This window comes from Rhodopirellula europaea 6C, from assembly GCF_000338295.1.
Lineage (GTDB): Bacteria > Planctomycetota > Planctomycetia > Pirellulales > Pirellulaceae > Rhodopirellula > Rhodopirellula europaea.
On the sequence record NZ_ANMO01000047.1, the window covers coordinates 1 to 18,388 of the forward strand.

18 protein-coding genes are annotated in these 18,388 nt (G+C 54.5%); 11 read left to right on the forward strand and 7 right to left on the reverse strand.

Annotation, left to right across the window (positions count from 1 at the left end):
- Positions 1 to 246: 246 nt before the first annotated feature.
- The 4 genes from RE6C_RS04215 to RE6C_RS04230 all read right to left on the reverse strand — a co-directional run bounded on the left by RE6C_RS04215 (position 247) and on the right by RE6C_RS04230 (position 4,002).
- On the reverse strand, positions 247 to 1,005 hold the full coding sequence (locus tag RE6C_RS04215; protein ID WP_008654180.1) for a response regulator: 759 nt from the start codon (positions 1,003 to 1,005) through the stop codon (positions 247 to 249).
- Positions 1,002 to 2,141: a two-component system sensor histidine kinase NtrB gene (locus RE6C_RS04220; protein WP_008654181.1), complete on the reverse strand. Its 1,140-nt coding sequence runs from the start codon at positions 2,139 to 2,141 to the stop codon at positions 1,002 to 1,004. Before RE6C_RS04220 ends, RE6C_RS04215 begins: the two co-directional genes overlap by 4 nt.
- Positions 2,134 to 3,663: an ATP-binding protein gene (locus tag RE6C_RS04225; RefSeq protein WP_008654182.1), complete on the reverse strand. Its 1,530-nt coding sequence runs from the start codon at positions 3,661 to 3,663 to the stop codon at positions 2,134 to 2,136. Before RE6C_RS04225 ends, RE6C_RS04220 begins: the two co-directional genes overlap by 8 nt.
- Positions 3,664 to 3,744: 81 nt before the next feature.
- A complete protein-coding gene (locus RE6C_RS04230; RefSeq protein ID WP_008654184.1) occupies positions 3,745 to 4,002 on the reverse strand; it encodes a DUF4404 family protein in 258 nt (85 codons plus the stop codon).
- Between RE6C_RS04230 and RE6C_RS32100 the strand changes: the two genes are divergently transcribed.
- The 3 genes from RE6C_RS32100 to RE6C_RS04245 all read left to right on the forward strand — a co-directional run bounded on the left by RE6C_RS32100 (position 3,997) and on the right by RE6C_RS04245 (position 6,639).
- Positions 3,997 to 4,155: a hypothetical protein gene (locus RE6C_RS32100; RefSeq protein WP_160167183.1), complete on the forward strand. Its 159-nt coding sequence runs from the start codon at positions 3,997 to 3,999 to the stop codon at positions 4,153 to 4,155. The two genes, RE6C_RS04230 and RE6C_RS32100, sit on opposite strands and share 6 nt — an antisense overlap.
- A 437-nt stretch (positions 4,156 to 4,592) precedes the next feature.
- Positions 4,593 to 5,636 carry a dihydroorotate dehydrogenase-like protein gene (locus RE6C_RS04240; protein ID WP_008654187.1) on the forward strand — a complete coding sequence of 348 codons (1,044 nt, stop codon included), beginning with the start codon at positions 4,593 to 4,595 and terminating at the stop codon, positions 5,634 to 5,636.
- Positions 5,637 to 5,649: 13 nt separating this feature from the next.
- Positions 5,650 to 6,639 carry a helix-hairpin-helix domain-containing protein gene (locus tag RE6C_RS04245; RefSeq protein WP_008654188.1) on the forward strand — a complete coding sequence of 330 codons (990 nt, stop codon included), beginning with the start codon at positions 5,650 to 5,652 and terminating at the stop codon, positions 6,637 to 6,639.
- A gap of 135 nt (positions 6,640 to 6,774) precedes the next feature.
- Here RE6C_RS04245 and RE6C_RS04250 read toward each other — a convergent pair whose 3' ends face one another.
- Positions 6,775 to 7,368 carry a hypothetical protein gene (locus RE6C_RS04250; RefSeq protein ID WP_008654190.1) on the reverse strand — a complete coding sequence of 198 codons (594 nt, stop codon included), beginning with the start codon at positions 7,366 to 7,368 and terminating at the stop codon, positions 6,775 to 6,777.
- A 222-nt stretch (positions 7,369 to 7,590) separates the two neighbouring features.
- On the opposite strand from RE6C_RS04250, the gene RE6C_RS04255 reads away from it, so the two are divergent.
- The 5 genes from RE6C_RS04255 (at position 7,591) to RE6C_RS04275 (ending at position 13,015) form a co-directional block, all read left to right on the forward strand.
- On the forward strand, positions 7,591 to 8,490 hold the full coding sequence (locus RE6C_RS04255) for a universal stress protein (protein ID WP_039961168.1): 900 nt from the start codon (positions 7,591 to 7,593) through the stop codon (positions 8,488 to 8,490).
- Between the two features lie 14 nt (positions 8,491 to 8,504).
- Positions 8,505 to 9,479, forward strand: coding sequence for a universal stress protein (locus RE6C_RS04260; protein ID WP_039961169.1), 975 nt, complete (start codon positions 8,505 to 8,507; stop codon positions 9,477 to 9,479).
- A 122-nt stretch (positions 9,480 to 9,601) separates the two neighbouring features.
- The gene (locus RE6C_RS04265) at positions 9,602 to 10,048 is read left to right on the forward strand and encodes a hypothetical protein (protein WP_008654193.1); all 447 of its coding nucleotides are present in this window, start codon (positions 9,602 to 9,604) and stop codon (positions 10,046 to 10,048) included.
- 357 nt (positions 10,049 to 10,405) lie between these two features.
- Entirely contained in the window at positions 10,406 to 11,938 is a 1,533-nt protein-coding gene (locus RE6C_RS04270) for a bifunctional aminoglycoside phosphotransferase/ATP-binding protein (RefSeq protein WP_039961167.1), read from the forward strand.
- 33 nt (positions 11,939 to 11,971) lie between these two features.
- On the forward strand, positions 11,972 to 13,015 hold the full coding sequence (locus tag RE6C_RS04275; RefSeq protein ID WP_008654195.1) for a dihydroorotate dehydrogenase-like protein: 1,044 nt from the start codon (positions 11,972 to 11,974) through the stop codon (positions 13,013 to 13,015).
- 367 nt (positions 13,016 to 13,382) lie between these two features.
- Here RE6C_RS04275 and RE6C_RS04280 read toward each other — a convergent pair whose 3' ends face one another.
- The gene (locus RE6C_RS04280) at positions 13,383 to 13,871 is read right to left on the reverse strand and encodes a hypothetical protein (RefSeq protein ID WP_008654196.1); all 489 of its coding nucleotides are present in this window, start codon (positions 13,869 to 13,871) and stop codon (positions 13,383 to 13,385) included.
- A 236-nt stretch (positions 13,872 to 14,107) separates the two neighbouring features.
- On the opposite strand from RE6C_RS04280, the gene RE6C_RS04285 reads away from it, so the two are divergent.
- A complete protein-coding gene (locus tag RE6C_RS04285) occupies positions 14,108 to 14,614 on the forward strand; it encodes a P-loop nucleotide/nucleoside kinase family protein (protein ID WP_039961170.1) in 507 nt (168 codons plus the stop codon).
- Positions 14,615 to 14,783: 169 nt separating this feature from the next.
- Here the strand turns inward: RE6C_RS04285 and RE6C_RS04290 are convergent, their stop codons facing one another.
- Positions 14,784 to 16,280: a polysaccharide lyase gene (locus RE6C_RS04290; RefSeq protein ID WP_008654198.1), complete on the reverse strand. Its 1,497-nt coding sequence runs from the start codon at positions 16,278 to 16,280 to the stop codon at positions 14,784 to 14,786.
- 80 nt (positions 16,281 to 16,360) lie between these two features.
- On the opposite strand from RE6C_RS04290, the gene RE6C_RS04295 reads away from it, so the two are divergent.
- Positions 16,361 to 17,263, forward strand: coding sequence for a hypothetical protein (locus tag RE6C_RS04295; protein WP_052034917.1), 903 nt, complete (start codon positions 16,361 to 16,363; stop codon positions 17,261 to 17,263).
- Positions 17,260 to 18,294: a serine/threonine protein kinase gene (locus tag RE6C_RS04300; protein ID WP_008654200.1), complete on the forward strand. Its 1,035-nt coding sequence runs from the start codon at positions 17,260 to 17,262 to the stop codon at positions 18,292 to 18,294. Before RE6C_RS04295 ends, RE6C_RS04300 begins: the two co-directional genes overlap by 4 nt.
- Positions 18,295 to 18,388: the final 94 nt, after the last annotated feature.

The window sequence follows — 18,388 nt, forward strand, 5'->3', positions numbered from 1 at the left end:
GCATTCGCGCGACTCGCGTCGCTAGTTGGCGGTGCAGTTTTCAATCTGAGGGAATTTGCCCCCTCACCCAGACGACGGCTGAACGCCGCGTCTGACCTCTCCCCCAACGAAGTTGAGGGAGAGGTGGCAAAAGCTGCATCGTGTCCTCGACCTGCAACCCCAAAGATTCAACATCCCAGCGTTAGTCTCGGTTGGCGTTTGACTAGCCGCCGCCAACGCGGTACGGGTCATTAAATCAACAGCTCGTTAAGAAGTGCCGCTGTCCCGATTGGCGTTTGCAATTTTGCCGAGTTCAATTTTGTTGAGCAACGCTTCGACATCCAGTGGTTTGAAGCAAACGTCATCGAGTCCGTTGGCTTTGCAACGTTCTAGAACCTGTCCCGCTACTTCTCGGTGTCCGGTGATCAAGATCGTTCGGATGGCTGGATTGACCTCGGCGACTCTCTGCAGAACATCGCAACCATCGGTTTGCCCGCTGCACAGACTCAGGTCGATCACCGCGACTTGGTAGTTGGCGTCCAATGCCTTGCGAACGCCGTCTTCTCGGTTGTGAGCTAGGCTGACGCGATACGAGCGTTCTCGCAGGATGTGCCAGAGCGTTTTGCAAAAGTCAGGATCGTCATCGACAACCAATACGATCGGCGAATTGGATAGCTGTTCGACCAAGGGAAGTAACTCGCCCAGGTCAACGGGTTTGCGAAGCACTTGTTGGATACCGCTGTCACGTGCTCGTTGAGCCCCGTCGCCTTGGGCGTAGGCCGTGACCATGATCGCCGCGATCTCCGGTTGAAGCAGCACCATTTGTTGGTGAAGCGTTGCGCCGTCCATCCCGGGCATGGAGTAGTCCAGCAACACGACGTCGTAGCGATTCGTGTCAACGAGATCCAGCGCGGAATGACCGTCGTGGGCGATGTCGGTTTGGTAGCCAAGGTCATCCAGGATGTCTTTGATGTTCGAACAAATGTCCCGGTCATCGTCCACGATCAACACGCGTTTTGACTTCATCGGTTTTGCCCAGCGATCGGGATTGAGATGTCAAACGTCGTGCCTCGACCAGGTTCGGATTCCAACCGCATTTGGCATTGGTTCTTTTCGAGGATGGCGGTGGTGATTGCCATTCCCAAGCCCATTCCTCTGGCCTTGGTTGAAAAGAATGGTTCAGCGACGCGTTGTGCTATCTCAGGTGGCATGCCGATGCCGCTGTCCTGGACCGTTACAACGACGAAGGGGGCGTCAATGCGAACTGACAAGTGCAGTGAGCCTCCGTCTGGCATTGCGTCGCGAGCGTTCCGTATCAGGTTTTTGAAGACGATGGGAAGTTGTTTCTCATCCGCCCAGGTTTTTGGCAGCTCTTCAGGGAAATTTTGTTGGACGGCGATGTTGCCGGGCAGTTTGGTTTCGCGAAGGATTCCGGTGATCATTGCTGCGAGATCAATTTCGGACGCCTGTGGTTCGGGAAGTCGAGCCAAGTCTGATAAAGCCGTCACGGCACTGTCGATGACTGTGACTTGCCGATCAATTCGCGTTAAGTGTTCTTGTGTCTTGGTGGGCGAAGGTGACTGAGCGTTGAGGAGGTAGTAGGCGGATGTCTTGATCGCGTTGAGCGGATTTCGGATCTCGTGAGCGATCCCGCCGGAGATTCGACCAAGCGTCGCGAACTTTTCTTTCTCAACCAATTCGAGTTGAGCTTGTTGCAACTCAGCCGCCTGGGCTTTGACCCGTTGATCCAGTGTCGCGTTGAGTTGCTTGAGTTCCGCTTCGGCGGCCTTCAGTTCGCTGATGTCTCGTAGGATTCCAGTGAATAGTTTTCGTTGGTCGGTTTGAACTTCGCTGACGCCTAGGTGCAATGGAAACAGGCTTCCGTCTTTGCGTTTCCCGGTGACCTCGCGACCGATGCCGATGATGTGTCGTTCACCGGTCTCTTGGTATCGTGCCAGATATCCATCGTGTTGTTCGTGATCAGGCGATGGCATCAGCATCTTGACGTTTTGGCCGATCATTTCACCGGGACTGAACCCGAACATTCGCTCCGTTGCGATGTTGGCGGATTCAATGGTGCCTCGTTGATCGATGATGATGATCGCGTCCACTGCGGTTCGTAGAACCGATGCCAGGATGGCGAGTTGTTCGTCGTCATGCATGGAGCGTTTCGCAATCCCCGGAACAATTGTCTTGGACAGCCCCGTCGTGCTTGCTCAGCTGAATGAGAAAGCGTGCTCCGGGATGTGTTGGCTCAGCGACGCGAATTTCGCCGCCATGGGCATCAAGGATGCGCTGAACGATTGACATTCCCAAGCCGGTGCCTTTGACCTTGGTCGTAAAAAAAGGATCGAACAGCTTTCGTTGTTCTTCGGCAGTGAGCCCCGGTCCATTGTCGGAGTAGTCGAGCAGAATGTTTTCAGCACCATCGCAACGACACTGAATTTCGATGCGAACCGGATCATCACACGCGGCGAGCGAGTTTTCAAAAAGGTTGCGAAAGACCTGCTGCATACGCAATTTGTCGACTTCGACGGGGCAGCCGCAATTGCATTGTGTTTCGCACAATTCGACATTGCGATCCGGGTGCGATTTTGCCAAGTAGGTCCACACCGGTCGCCACACTTCGTGAAGCATCACCAATTCACGCTGCAACCGTATTGGCGCCGCATACTCGCGAACTTCCTCCAGGGCATTGCCCAGCTCATCGGCTGCTCGAGCGATCGAATCGACTTCTACACGTGTGTCGGTTTCTGGAGGAAGATCCAGTCGAAGCAGCTCGACACTGGCGTTGATTCGTTGCAGCGCGTTGCGACTTTCGTGAGCCAAGCCCGCGACGGTTTGTCCAATCGCGGCGAGCCGATGGTCTCGCGCGGCGGATTCTTGCGCGTCGATGATGGCGGTCACATCAATGCCGATTGCGAGCACCGATTCGATGTTGCCGTGGGCGTCTCGGAGGACGGAGTCGGACCAGCGAATCTGGCGAACTCGACCTGATTTGGTCAGCAATCCATTGCGGATACCGGAGGACGTGTTGCCTTTCAGGGTCTGCTCGAAGATTTCGCGAACGTTTTCGCGATCGGATTCTGGTATGCAGTGATCGATGTAGTCTTGATCGATCAAGTCATCGAGCTGCCAGCCCGTGATGTCCGAGAAATGTTTGTTGACATGAACGGCATGCCCCAGCAGGTTGAGAACGACGATGTATGTTTCGCTGGTCTCGAGCAACTGGTTTGCAAATCTTTGCTGCCGTTGGAGGTCGGCTTCCATTCGCTTGTGTTTGGCGATCCTGGCGACGCTTTGCCGGATCACGTCAGGATGGACTGGTTTAAGTAGGTAGTCTGTCACACCATACCTGAAGGACGCGATCGTTCCTTCCATGTTGGCAAAGCCCGTGACGATGATGAACTCAGCGTTCGGCAATCGATCGGAGAGAGTGTCTAGGTGGTCTTCGACTTCGCCATCTGGCAGACGTCGGTCCAGAATAGCGAGCTCGATGTCTGGTTGAATTTCGGCTTTCAAAACATCGGCGAAGCTCCGCGCGACGCGAACCACGTGACCGTCGAGTTCCAAAATGTCGACCATGTTCGCGAGCGAATCGGGATCGTCCTCGACGAGCAAGATGGTCAACACTTCCTTCATGGTGCTGATTCCGAGATGAATGCACATTCGATCACGGCACATGCGACGTGATCTGTCGTCGCAATGATACCCTGCGGCCTTCTGTCTCGGTAGCTCCCGGGGCTGGGCGGTGGTGGAGAGCCCTTAAATGCCCATTTGTGAAAGCATGTCAGCGACTTGCCCAGCTGCTTGAGTCACGTGCGGGTGATTGTGCGCGACTTGTTGTGTCGTCTCGTGAAGACGCTTGGCCAGTTCTGATGAACGGATGTCGAATCGGTCCAAGCTTTCTTCAATTTCGCGAATGGCATTCTTGAGGCGTTGGCGATCGGCATCATCGATCGAATCGAGTTGACTCAATTGGTCATGTAGTTGCCGCAGGGTGTGGTTGAGCGAATCTTGCATGATAATGTTTTGAAGCTGAAGGTGTTGAATAGTGATCCGCCTGATTGGATGCCTGTTCTCGTCGGTCTGAAGATCAGCCAGCCATCCGTGGAAGTCGCTGATTCCGTTGGGTTCACGAAAGCGTGTGTCGAAGTCGATGAAACCCCTGAATGATTTCGTCGCCGACGAATTCACCAAGCGGCCACAACGTCGTCGCTTGGTTCAACGCTAGAGTTGTTGAGTGATTGATACCTCCTCGTTCAGTTGTGCGAGCGTGTGTTCCAATCTCGCCGAAACGCCGTTGAGTGTTCCTTTTCCCGCAGTGAATCAGTATCGCAAGTGATGCATCGTTCTGTCTGCGTCCTGCTGCTTTGACCACGCAATCGGAGCGAGACTTGTAGGAGTCGATTGGCAACACAATGGAATTGGCAACGGGCGTGCCGAGCGAGAAGTTGCAACGGTTGAGCGCAAAATGATCCGAGTAGCTCACCGCGATGGGACTCTTTGGCACAGCAGTGTGCACCAGGGAGCGCCGGCGAAGACGTTTAGGCGGGGTATGTCGTTTGCCTGATTGGTAGGTCCCCATTCCCTACTCATTAGGAGTTCTCACGATGTCCGGCGAACTGACTACAAACTATTTGGGGATGCAGCTGGAATCTCCCGTGGTGATGGGGGCTTGTCCATTGACGATTCAATCGGAGGCTGTTCGTCAAATCGTTGCGGCGGGCGCTGGAGCAATTGTGCTGCCGTCGATTCTGCAAGAACAAGTGATGCACAGGCTGATCAAGTCGACGGATCCCTTCGGTGCCATTGAACGCAGTGGATACCAGCCTCAGCAGGACAAATACAACGGGGGAACGGAAGCGTACCTGCAGACGATTAGCAGATTGAAGGAAATGTGTTCGGTTCCCGTGATTGCCAGTTTGAATGGATCCTCGTCAGGGGGGTGGCTGCAATATGCAAAGGAGATGGAATCAGCCGGCGCGGATGCGTTGGAATTCAACTTGCAGCAGGCTGTCTTTAATTCCGTGGAAACGTCGAACGACATCGAAGCTCGATTGTGTGATCTCATTCGGCAGGTGCGCGAACTCGTTGTGATTCCGGTAGCAGCAAAGATTAGCCAGCGGTACACCAGTTTGTCGTCCATGGCTGCTCAACTTCGGCAGGTGGGTGCAGCTGGATTGGTATTGTTCACTCACATGCCACAGTGGGACGTCAGCACTGACCGGATGCACTGGACAATCAATTGGGAATTGTCACCCGTCAACTCGGTCGGTTGCATCTTGGAAGGGATTGTGCGTGCGCGAGCCGGCGATCAGGCGATGTCAATTGCCGCCAGCGGCAGCGTGTCCAACTCAGAAGACGCTATCAAGGCGATGATTGCAGGTGCGGATGTTGTCATGGTTACATCGGCTGTTTATCGACGAGGTCCCGATGCGATCCGGGATATCGTGGACGGCATCGAGCGGCATGTGGAATCGAGCCGCTTTCGAACGTTGCAAGACTTTCGGGCTGCGTGTCCACGCGACCATGCGGGCGACGAAAAATCGGTGCGATTGGAATACATCGATCCGTTGACGCGAAAACAAGCTTACTTCGACCCCACCCCGGTGGTCTCTCAGCAGACCGGCGATTCCTTCGGTCATCAAACTTAGCGAGCTCTTTGTCATGGTTGTGATTGATGCCAACTCACCCGTCCAAGCGGGTGTGCAGATCGATGGTCTGCAAGAGAATCGAAAAATCGCCGACCAATTGGCGGAGATTGCAAGTTTGCTGAGTGAGCAACACGCGAACGAGTTCCGTGTCAATGCGTACCGTTCGGCGGCGAAGACGATTGCGGAACTGCGGTCCCCCATTCGTGAACTTTTGGAACGCGATGGCGTGGAAGCATTGGTTGCACTTCCGACGATCGGCGTGTCGATTTCGGGACTGATCGAGTCTGCGATTCGAGTCGGAAGAATCCCGTTGCTTGATCGGTTAAGAGGACAATCCAACGCGGAGCACTTCTTCGCAACCGTTCCTGGAATTGGTCCGCAGCTATCGCATCGCATCTATGATCACTTGCACATCGAAACGTTGCCTGAGTTGCTTCGCGCCGCCATCGACGGTCGTCTCAATCGCGTGCCAGGGATCGGGCAGAAACGATGCGAAGCCATCCAGGCGTGTCTGTCCCAGCGAGGTGTGGTCAAGGAAGCTGAAGCAAAGCCAAAGTTGGAACCGGTGGTACCGATCGACGAGCTACTCGACATCGATCGCGACTATCTCAAACGTGCCAGAGAAGGGACGCTTCCAAAGATCCGGTTGAGCGATCGGGGATCCAACGAACACGACTGGGTGCCGGTCTTGCACACGGAAAGAGAGGGGCGTCACTACACTGCGATGTTCTCACACACCAAGCGGGCTCAGCAGCAAGAGAAAACTCACGACTGGGTGATCCTCTTTCGAGATGACGAGCATGCGCATGGGCGCTGGACGATCATCACTGCACAGTATGGCGAACTGAAAGGTTTTCGAATCGTTCGTGGTCGCGAAAAGGACTGTGAGCGTTACTATCACCGACACAACGCCTACCATCAACGCGAAGCCGGGCATGCTCCCTACCCAGAGGTGCCGGTCCAATGGGAACGCGATGCGGGGCGATTCGGAGTCCACGGTTGAGCGTTTGGTGAACCCCTTCGACGCTCGCAAAATTTTTGCTTCGCTGCAGGTCTCATTTGTCTGCGTTTTCGTACCGGCGCCACCCTGCGGGCTGCTGTGAAAAGCGTGGCAGGGTGGATGGGCAATCGTCGCGCATCAATTGACTTCGATCTGATGCCGCATGGCAGCGATGGTTTGTTCGATGGTCGCCTTTTCTTTGGCTGAGAGTCTGCCAAAACCCAGGTGACCACCGGATGCTTTCGCAACCCGTGTCATTTGTTGCTCGGTCACGAGAATCAGCCGTTGTTGAGCGACACGGGACATGTCATGGAACATCTCGTGGATGTATCGCTTCCAGGCGTCCACTGCCAATCCGGGCGGACGTTTCTGAAGCCATTGGTCGAGTAGCACCCACGCACTGGAATCTTCGTGGATTCCCATCTTCAGTGCTTCCGCCATCACTGCCTCTCGTTCCTGCTCGTCGGCTCGCTTTTCCGCCCATGCAACCATGACCAGCGGAAACAAACGTAAAGAGACCAACTCATCGGCGGTGATTCCAAGCTTGCCCAGTTCCTCGACAAGTTCCGGGTCACGGATTCCGGTGCTGCGAATGAGTTCCTCTCTCCCAGAATCACTGCTCGCTTCTTCCCGCAGTCGTTGGACGATTTGCCCTTCCAGTTGCGAAAAATAGCGGTGAGCTTCGTTGGCCTCGTGCAGAGGGTTTTTGTTCTTGAGGTTGGACACGATCATAGGTTCGTTCGAGTGTGATTGAGTAACGAATGGTCCTTTGAGCAAAGCAGGGACCGAGTTCGCGTTTCCGAAAGTTGGTCACCATGCTCACATTTCGGTTGTGCTCATCCGCCCACCTGTGCACTGCGGCACGTGCTGCGCGGCGGAAAGACATCGATTTGCGAAAATTGTGCTTTGGCATCCCGAGTGCGTTGGAATGGTTTCCAACGAAAGGGAAGTTCAATGAAAAAGATCTTGCTCACGATTGATGGTTCAGATGCTTCGCTAGAAGCCGCTCGGTTTTTGGTTCGCTTAGGCTTTCACGAAGAAGTTGGAATTGATGTCGTGACGGCGATATTTGAACCGCCGTCGCAAAAGGGATTTCTGGTCGATGGTTGGAGCGAAGCGTGGTTGGAGCGGAAACGCGAAAAAGCCGCTCGTAGCTTCAAAGATGTCCAAGAGATTTTTCACGATTCAAAGGTTGAGCTTCGCCACCTCATTCGCGACGGGCATCCCGGGGAAGCAATTGTAAAGCTTGCGAACGAGCTTCAACCTGATTTGGTGGTCGTCGGAGCCAAGGGGCATTCGGCGGTTGGGCGAATCCTGTTGGGCAGTACCAGCGACTATGTCGCGACACACGTTCTTGGCAGTGTCCTGGTGGTTCGTCCCAACGAAGATTCCGGCCGTCGTCAACATCTTCGAGTCGCAATTGGTTGCGAACCCAGTCCGCCCGCTGAGATGGCTTTTGAAGAGTTCATGCAATTGGGATGGGCCAGCGAAAACGATGTACAAGTTGTGGAGGTGACGGATCGAGCAAGCTTCGAAGAGTCATCGGTCGACCAAGCCGCCAAGGAATATCTCGACAGGTTGCGGGATAGGTTGGTGGATGTCTCACGGTCCGCGCAAGCACAGGTGATTCATAGCGACCACATCGGTGACGGTTTGGTGAATTACATCGAATCGAATCAAGTTGACATGGTCGTTGTTGGGGAAACGTCACGCGGCGGGTTCGAACGGCTGGTGTTGGGAAGCACCACGCGTTTTGTGCTTCGTCATGCTCCATCGAGTGTTTTAATTGCCAGGGGGCGGTCGATGGAGGACTTCCAGACGGGGCAAATGGTCCATCAAAGCGCAGCGACTTGAAAGGTGAATCAGCGATGAATGATTTCGAAAACATTCTTGTCTACGCGGGAACGGAGCAACCGGAAACCTCGGTTTCCAAAGCAACCGAGTTGGCTTTGGCAAACCGAGCTCGGCTGACGTTAATGGATGTCGTCAAGCCCATTCCGCGGGCGCTTGGGATGTTGACGGATGTTGCCGAGCCAAAGGAACTGGAGAAGCTGGTCGCGGCAGATCGCCGAAGACGTTTGCTCAATCTCGCAGCGGACTATTCCGACACGGGGCTGTCGATGGACGTTGTGGTTGCAATCGGCGACCCGGCCACCGAAATCACTCGACAAGTCATTCAGGACGAGCATGACCTGGTGGTTAAAACGGCGGATGGATTTTCCACCGCTGGACGGTTGTTTGGAAGCGTCGCGAAGTCGTTGCTTCGGTTGTGTCCTTGCCCGTTATGGTTGTTGAAACCGGACATCCATGGCGAATTCGATCGTGTGTTGGTGGCGATCGACGTTGATTCACATGACGCAGCTCATGACCAATTGAATCGCAGAATGCTCGAACTGGCGTATTCCATCGCTCAACGAGACAAAGCTCACCTGCACGTGGTCTCCGCATGGCAATTGTGGATGGAAGAATCAGTGCGTCGCCATGCGGGCAGCGATGCGGTCGACGATGTCCGACGTGAACACGAAGCCAGGGTTCACCAAGCGTTGGATGAGTTATTGCAAACGCCCTTTGCCGAGGCCAACGACGTTCACCTGCATCTGCGCCACGGGGCACCGGCCAATGCAATTCGAGATGTTGCCGATGAAGTCGAAGCGGACTTGATCGTGATGGGTACAGTTTGTCGAACGGGTGTGGCTGGGTTTTTAATTGGCAATACCGCCGAGGCCGTTGTTCCTGATGTGACTTGTTCCCTGCTGGCCCTCAAACCAGAAGGATTTCTTTCACCGGTGGAGATGTCCCAAACAGTGATCGTTGAGGATGAACAGCCTCTTCCCCTAATATGAAATTGTTTGACGACGAGCCGATCGGTGGGATCACCATCGGATTCACCTTTGCCTGGGCGAGTGCCGAGGTCTGACCAACGATTTGAGTGAATTGACACGCCAATGTTCTTTCGGATTGAAATGTGATGAAACGCTTGTTTGCAATCATGCTCTCGTCGGTCGTCGTGATCGGTTTGTTATCTTCATTGAACCTACGAGCGGATCCTCCGTCGCCGGAGGATCATCGAGACGATGGCAGTTTGCTCACTCCGTTGATGCGAATGAAGTTAGAAAAGTCCAAAGCGATTCTCGAAGGACTCACATTGGAGGACTATGACAAGGTCGCATCCAACGCTCGATCTTTAAGATTGCTTAGTACCGAGTCGGGATGGAATGTCATCCAGACACGCGAATACGCGGATCAAAGCCGTGACTTTCAACGTGCTGCGGATCTGGTTGTGGAAGCAGCGGAAGAGAAGGACATTCATCGCGCCACCATGGGGTACGTTGCCATGACAGTCCGGTGTGTTGAGTGTCATTCCTACATGCGGAAGCACCGAAAGGAGTTGATCAAATTACCCAGCGAATAGCAGACGAAGCGGGTGTGGGAAATTCACTCGTTGAAATACATATGCCGTTTGAAATTTCCCTCGGTTCCATGGGAGAAACCATGGCGAGTGAAGTTCGGCCGCATCACTCAGTAGCACTCACACTCCCACTTAGGAGGGTCGCCCCGCGTCAGCGGGCTGGTCGATGGTTTCAGTACGCCCCACTGGCTTCGAGTTTGCCCGCTGACGCTTTTGTTGATTTGGAAAAGGGGCTAACGACCATCGGCTGATGGTTGTCATTCGGTATGCGACGCAATCAACTGCCCGCTAACGCCCAGATGGCGAAGGGGCTGGTAGTTGGCCCTGTTTTCTTGGAATCTTTGCCCTGTAGTGACACCGATGACGACCATGAACTCGACCGCAAACAACGAGGTTTCGACGGAACGCTTGGTCGCGGGTTTGATGCGACCGGAGGCATATCCTGATCCTGTTGACGGTCCCGTGGTCGTGCACGAAACACACATCTCGTTTGTGTTTTTGGCTGGTGATTTCGCCTACAAAATCAAGAAGCCGATCAAGACGGAATTTTTGGACTACACCACGCGAGAAAAACGTCGGCACTTCTGCGAAGAAGAGTTGCGTTTGGATCGACGCTTTTCAGACGATCTCTATGTTGCTGTTGTACCGGTCACGCTCGCGGATGAAGGCATCAAGGTGCAAGGCGAGGGGGAGGCGATCGAGTTTGCGGTGCAAATGAATCGGTTCCCTGAAACAGCACTGCTGAGTCAACAGATCGAGCAGGGAAAGTTGACTCGCGGCAAAGTTCTTCAGCTCGCTGAAACGATTGCAGAGTTTCACCAGGACGCAATTGCTTGCTATTCAGGAATTGCGCAGAAATGGCCGACGTTTCTGACCCAAAACATCCGCCAGATCTTCGAGACATTGGACGAAGAATTGGACGACGATTCATCGCGGGCAGTGAATGTCTTGCGTGATTGGACGAACAAGTTCTTCGCTGAGAATCTTCAAAGGCTGACCAATCGAATCAACGGTGGATTCATTCGGGCGTGTCATGGTGACCTCCATGCCGAAAACATCATCGATTGGCAGGGCAAACTGCGTCCGTTCGACGGCATTGAATTCAATGACCATTTGCGATGGATTGACGTCCTGAGTGATGCTGCGTTCTTGGCGATGGATTTGTCCGCTCGAGGACACCTCGATCTGTCTCGATTGTTTCTCAACGCATACCTGGAACGCACGGGAGACTATCGGTCTCTGAGTTTACTGCGTTTCTTCCTGGTTTATCGTGCACTGGTTCGTGCGTTGACGGCTTCGATGAGTGACGACAACGAAGGCGTGCAGAAGCAACTTGATCTGGCATGCCGATTCACGCTTCGAGAATCCCCGCGACTATGGATCACCCATGGCGTCAGCGGTAGTGGCAAGTCCACCGTGAGTGAAGCAATCGTTCAACGACATGACGCGATTCGGTTGAGAAGCGATGTCGAACGAAAGCGAATGTTCGGTTTGTCCGTCACCGATCGTCCCGGACCCAATGAGGTTTTGGAGGTGTACGGCGATGACGCGAGCGACGAGACCTACCGACGACTGGCTGATCAAGCCGCAGCAATCCTGTCGAACGGATACAGCGTGATTGTTGACGCAACATTTCTCAAACGAGCTCAACGCAACCAGTTTGTTGATCTCGCAACTCGATCGGGCGTTCCCTTTGCGATTTTGAATTGTCACAGCGATCCACAAACCTTGCGGCAACGAGTCATCGATCGTTGTGAGGGAAACCAAGATGCATCGGATGCGGACCCAACTGTTTTGGAACACCAACTCGCTTGTCACGAACCACTTTCGGACAGCGAACGAGCCTGGGTGGTCGATGTCCCTGACGTGGTCCAACTGGTTGAAATGCTTTGAGCCGTTCTTTTCTCTTTCAATGGAAGCGAAGCCATGACATCTCGTTTGAATACCCAATTTGGCGGACTTTCGTTGAGGTCGCCCGTGATTGTTGGAGCATCGCCGTTGTCGATGAACGAGCGGACTCGATTGGCAATGGAAGAGGCGGGGGCTGGGGCGATCGTTTTGCCCTCGTTGTTTGAGGAGCAAGTGATCGACTGGAGCTGGAATCACGGTCGCCAACTCACGCCGAAAGAACGAAGCATTCTGGGCCAATCCGACCGAACGAAACATCATTGGGTTTGCCCGGATGGCGATTCGTATTTGGCCCTCGTCAATCGGGCCAGTTCGTTGCAAGACATTCCGATCATCGCCAGTTTGAACGGCTACACCGCCGGCGGCTGGATGGATTTCGCTGGTGAACTGGAGGAGGCTGGTGCTTCGGCGATTGAGCTGAACGTTCATCACTCAGGTGCTCGGGAGGATGGCAGTTCCACCGAGATCGAGACGATGATTCTGGATTCGATTCGGGACGTTAATTCCGCAATCACGGTGCCGTTGTTTGTGAAGCTGAGCAGCAACTTCACCAGTCTGCCGCATCTCGCACGACAATTGCTATCGGGTGCCCAGGGGATGGTGCTTCATGGTCGCGCACCCAAAGTCGATATCTGCTTGGACACGCTGAGGTTGGCGAGTCGTTGGCGAATTTCATCGGCGGAAGAGGGAATCGATTCGCTCGATACGTTGATGCAGGTTCACAGTTGCTGCCCGGCCATGCCCTTGGCAGCCTGTGGCGGCGTCGGCACCGCGGATCATTTGATCAAAGTGCTGCTGGCTGGAGCGGACGCCGCCATGGTGACTTCGGCCATCTATCGTGAGGGTGCGTCCGTGATTCAAACGATGCTGCAAGGGCTGGTTTCATTCATGGAGAAACGAGACATGCAATCGCTGCAGGATTTGAAGCTACGCCGACCTCTCGAATTCAGCAGCGATGAAGAAAGGACCGCGTACATCGCCGCGCTGACCGCCCACCTTCGCAAAGAAGACCCGAGCTCAACGGAGACCGAAGCAGTTCGGCGAGAGGCTTTCGGCATTTAAGCTGTTTTGGCGAACGCAACTGCTCCCACGTAAAACCGCGGCTAACGGGTTGTTGCACTAAGCACGTGAGCGGGAGTCCTTGGGCTTGATCACGTAGCGGCGTCTCTCCGAGACGCTGTCATTTGCGAGTCTCAGAGAGACTCGACTACGTGAGGTTCTACCCGATCATTCCTGCCGACCTGCTTAGTCGTATACCAAATGGCAACCATTCGCCGATGGGCGTTGGCCCCGGTTGGCGTCTGAGCAACCGCCGCGAACGCGGTACGGCTCATTCAATCAATAGCACGCTAACGCCCGAATGGCTCACATGATTCTGCCAGATCATTCTTGACTACTTGTTTAGAACGTGGCGAAGTAGGCGGAAGGTTTACGATCGTCCGAATCGCCAAGCACTCTCGGGAAGACGGATGTCAGGATTGGCTTTGGCCAAAGCGGCGTAGAGTTCTGTCAATTTATAATGGTAGTTTTGAGTGATCTGGAACCACTCACCCGAATGGAGTTTTATCTTGATGGCGTCGTGTTTGGCTCGTTGAGTTTGCTTGATTTCTGCGATTTCCTTTGCGGGAATTGAGAACGTGAAGGTTCGCGAGAGTGGATCGAAGACTTCGAAGGTGTCTTCCGTCACGACCATCCGGAAGGTTTCGTTTTTGACCCAGAGGTAAATGGCGGCGAGCAACAGGCAGAGTTCGACCAGCGGTGTGGCGATGTTCAGCCAAAAGATCAGTTGCTCGCTCTCTTCCGACGCTGGAAGGAAGCTCCGTGCGGCAAGGTACATCGCCAGCAAGACGATCATGTTCAGTAGCAAGATCATCGAGGTTCGACGCTGCCGACTCTCGTATCGATAGAGTTCATTCATGCTGAGAGTCCTTCACGAAAGAGTTTGGCGTTTCAGATCCGAGATCTGGTTTACAGAAAAAACGATAGTGATGGTCGTCGTACCTGCTCAAGCGAGTTCTTTGCTCGTAGCTGCTTTGCCGATATCTTGTTGTGTGCCGATTGAGGTTGCCGTATTTGTCGAACACGGTTTACGTTGGCGACTGCCGAATGAATTCGGCGGGAAAACAATGTGACGGATCCAATTCATCGGGCCCCATGACGAACACTGAACTTCACATCGTTGCAGGAGCCGCCGGTGTTGGTAAGTCCACCTTTGGAAAGGATTTGGCACGCAAGTTGGCTGGCGTTTTGTTGGACAGCGACACCGTCACTGAACCGGTTGTTCGAGCGGGTTTGGCCGCAGCGGGTTTGGATCCAGCTGACCGCGACAGTCCGGAGTACAAGCGGTTGTTTCGTGACGCGGTCTATGAATGTTTGTTTCAAACCGCGGCTGACAATATGCAACACATCCACGTCGTGATCGTGGGACCATTCACTCGCGAACTTGGGGATCCAAGTTGGCCAAATCAACTTGCCGAGCGTTTTGGCGTAACACCGACCGTTTGGTATTTGAGTTGCGATGACGAAATCCGACGTCAACGGATCGAACAACGAGCCAATCCGAGAGACCAAGCCAAGTTGATTGATTGGCAACGGCATGTCATCGAAGCACCGGTGGCAAAGCCCGCGTTCGCTGTTCAATCCGTCGATACGAGCGATTGAGAATGCGGTGGTCGCTCGACTCTCTGCGTGGTGAGCTGTTGATTTAGTCGTCTACCGAATGACAAGAATTAGCCGTTGGGCGGAAGCCCCGGTTGGCGCTTGATGAACCTTCGCGAACGCGGTACGGCTCATTGAATCAACAGCCCAATGAGGCTCGATCCACAGTGACTCAAGGTGCGGTGGCCATCGGCCCAATGTACTTTTTCGCGATCACCACGTTGTCTATGAAAATGTGCTGGTCGTGTGGCGATGCGGTTATCCCGCCGTGGTAGAGGTTCATCCAGATCTGCTCGATTTTGAGTTCGTCTGTCATTCGAAACCGCATGTCCGTTTTCTCAAACGCCAAATGCCCATCGACCCAGGCGCGCAAGATTCCATCTTTTTCGCCGGGAGTGTTCAGGCGGCAGTGTTGTTCGATGGTGTACCAGCGATTGGTTGTCAGGTACCCGCGGTAACCTTGGCTCCAAACCCAGTGGGATCCATAGGTTCCCTTCATGTCGGCGTGGTAGCAGTAGAAACCAACCGGCGTTGTTCCTGCTAACGGATTGCAGGCGGGGATGGTCTTTTGAAACAATCCGCGAGCTGACCAGCCGTCAGTGCCATCGCTCTTTCGTCCGCCCCAGCCTGCTCGCCCGTACGTTCCACTGATCCCTGGCAGTTTGCCGCCTTGAACGGTTTGGTTCCAATCGTCTGCCAAACGCAAGTGATAGCGAAAGTAGATTTCCTCGGGCTCGCTGCCGATCTGTTCATCGAACTTGTACAGCGTGTTCAGTGCCGTGAAGCCACCCTTTGGAATCCGAGAACGCAACGCTCTGCCTTGCAATGGAATGAATCCTTTGAAGCCAGTGTCAGGATCGACCGTGTCCACTTTGCCGTCGGGGCCGGCCTGAGTCCATTCGCTTTCCCAGTCCGCTTGTTCGAAACCCGTCGCGAAAATCACGTCAGGGTCTTTCGCGATTCCGCGATCATTTTCGTACTTGGCCGCGATTCCTAGGACTGGCGAAGTGGATACGTCGGTGTCGCCTTGATTGCAGCGGAACACTCCGATGCTGGCCGAACCAAACTGCTCGGGCGAATGCAGCAACAGCGTGGCGTTGGTGATCGTTCCGATGTCGGAGGCTTGTTCGAAATCGAATCGGACCAGCAGGTTTTCCGCCTCGGCGGAGACTCGCAGTTCGGGGGATTGCCCCTGGCAACGGAAAGTCGACTTGGTCAGGAATGTATCCGCGACCGCATTGAGGATGACCGTTCCGTTCTCGCCAGTCAGTTCGAGTTTGGGAGAAAGGTTCTTGTCGGTGTTTTCTCGGCTGGCGAATGAAGTCCTGCCGGCTCCTTCGACGACACGTAAAAACATGCCTTGATTCGGATGCGTTCCCTTGTCCCACTCGTTTGCTAGCGTCGTCACGTCCCAACGAACGGGTTTGAGAGTGTCCGTGTCGGAGACTTCGGCGATTGCATAGGCAGCCTCGCCTTGCTCGATTCCTTCTTCATCGCACCAATCGCCCATGAAGTGTGCCCATCGCAAGGAAGCCGCTTGGTTGTAATGCTCGCGATTGGCACCATCGTTGTGCTCCTTTGTGCCCTCTGCCCAATCGGATGGATCCGCCATCACCGAGCCACATCCGAACGAAACGACCACCCCGAAGAAAAAGAAAACTTGGCTCACTGTGGAATGCTGCATTGGAAATCGGTAAGGTCACGAGGGTGCGAAGCGAACAACAAACAATGTACCCACTTGAATGCAACATGGCTGGACTCTTCCTATCACCTCAGCGGATCGATCGCGTTGGCCTCTGCCGTTGGGCATGGCGAATCGCGATGTTACTGAAGGCGATGCTCCTGACGTTGGTCTGCCTGCAAGTGAGTGCGTTTGCGGAAACTCCTCGCACGGTTGATGCTCAACGCTGGCAATCGCAAACGCTGGTGTCGATTGAAACGAAACTCGAGAATGCCGCGTCGGACGACGATCGCTTGGAATATTCCGCTCGGCGATCGTGGCTTCGTCGCTGGAAGCCAGGGCAAATGCCAACTGCTCCAGCCGATGCACCGGATGAATCGGAATTGATGGAAGAGCCCGTGTTGGCAGATCTGCTGCGACCTGAGTCCGTCGATGCGGGTGCTTGGAAGGCGATGGTTGATTGGCAGAAACAGTTGATCGCGTCTGACACCGACGACGAGCGGAAAGACAACTTGCGGACCACGATTGAATTGGCCAGCCAACTGGAGAAATCGCTGGCGGATCATCTTCCGGCTGATTTGCAATCGCTGGCAACACCCACAGGTTGGTCACTTGCGTACACGCGATATCGGCTGGGGAGGGCACTGGCGTATCGCGAGTTGCCGGAGGTCCGAGAGCGATGGCCGATTGCTAACCCGGACGAATATGAGTCGCGGTTGGTGGCAGCTTTTCAGCGGCTGACGGAGCAAACGAAGAGTGGTCGTCGGGAATTCATTCTTTTGCAGGACCGAATGTTTCGGCGTGCCGGGAAGAAGGGGCGAGCACTCGAATTGTTGGAAGCCAACCGGCATTCCATTGAACCGAAATGGTATCTCAAGAAGCGGCGTGATTTGCTGCAGGAACTCGGTTGGGATCCACCATACCGAGAAGCGGCCCGACTGTACCTTCAAGCAGGCTACGTTGACGAATGATGCTTTCAATTTCCAGCACTGACATTCAGCTTCCATCGCCACGTCCGCATGGGCTGGCTAAGTACCGCGATCTCACCGAAATGGCTCGAGGCGGCAACGGGGTGCTGTATGCCGCCTACGACCAAATCGTGGGACGCACCGTGGTGCTCAAGATGCTGTTGCCGGAACACCGCTTGGACCGCGGGTACCGGCGCCGTCTGCTTCGCGAAGCACGGGTGACAGCTCAACTGGAACACCCGGGAACCGTGCCTGTGCACGAGATCGGCGAGGATGATGAATACGGAATCTACTATGCGATGAAGCGGATTTCGGGCGAGAATTTTTTCTCCGTGCTACGTCAGCTTGCCAAGGGCGATGAGAAGGTGGCTAATGCGTTCCCGCTGCACCGACGGATCGAGATCATTCGAGACACCTGCCAGACGCTTGTGTTTGCGCACGCTGCTGGTGTGATTCATCGCGATGTCAAACCGGAAAACATTTGGGTGGGTAACTTCGGTGAAGTCACGCTGTTGGACTGGGGATCCGCCAAGGTATGGGGTGCGCCGACTCTGGATGAAGGTCGCTACGCCGTCGATACAACACCACCCGGCGAATTCAGTCCCGCGCCGCCGAGCGAGACCGTTCCGACGTCAAAGGTCAAACACGAAGAACGTACTTATGAGCTACCAACTTTGACGCCGGCGAATTTGTTGATCGGTACACCGACATACATGTCACCGGAACAGATTGCCAATCGAGACATCGACGAACGCAGCGACGTGTTCTCCGCGGGAGTCTGCTTGTACGAAGCGATGGCAATCGCGGAACCCTTCCGCGGGAAAGATCGCAATGAAACGTTCGAGAACATCTGCATGCGTCAGCCAACGCCACCGAGCGAACGGTCTCCCCAGCATCACATTCCTAAGGAAGCGGACCGGATCGTCTCGAAAGCGATCGCCAAACAAACCGCGAGTCGGTATCAAACGATGCGAGAGCTAATCACTGACCTGGACGAGCTGATGTTGCTCGTCCGTCATGAAGCGAACGAATGATATTTAAGGAGGGCATGCGAGTTATTGGTCAAGTCGACTCGACGGATCAGGCACTGGGAAAAGAATGGGTGATGAAGTTAGAGAGCAGAAAGGG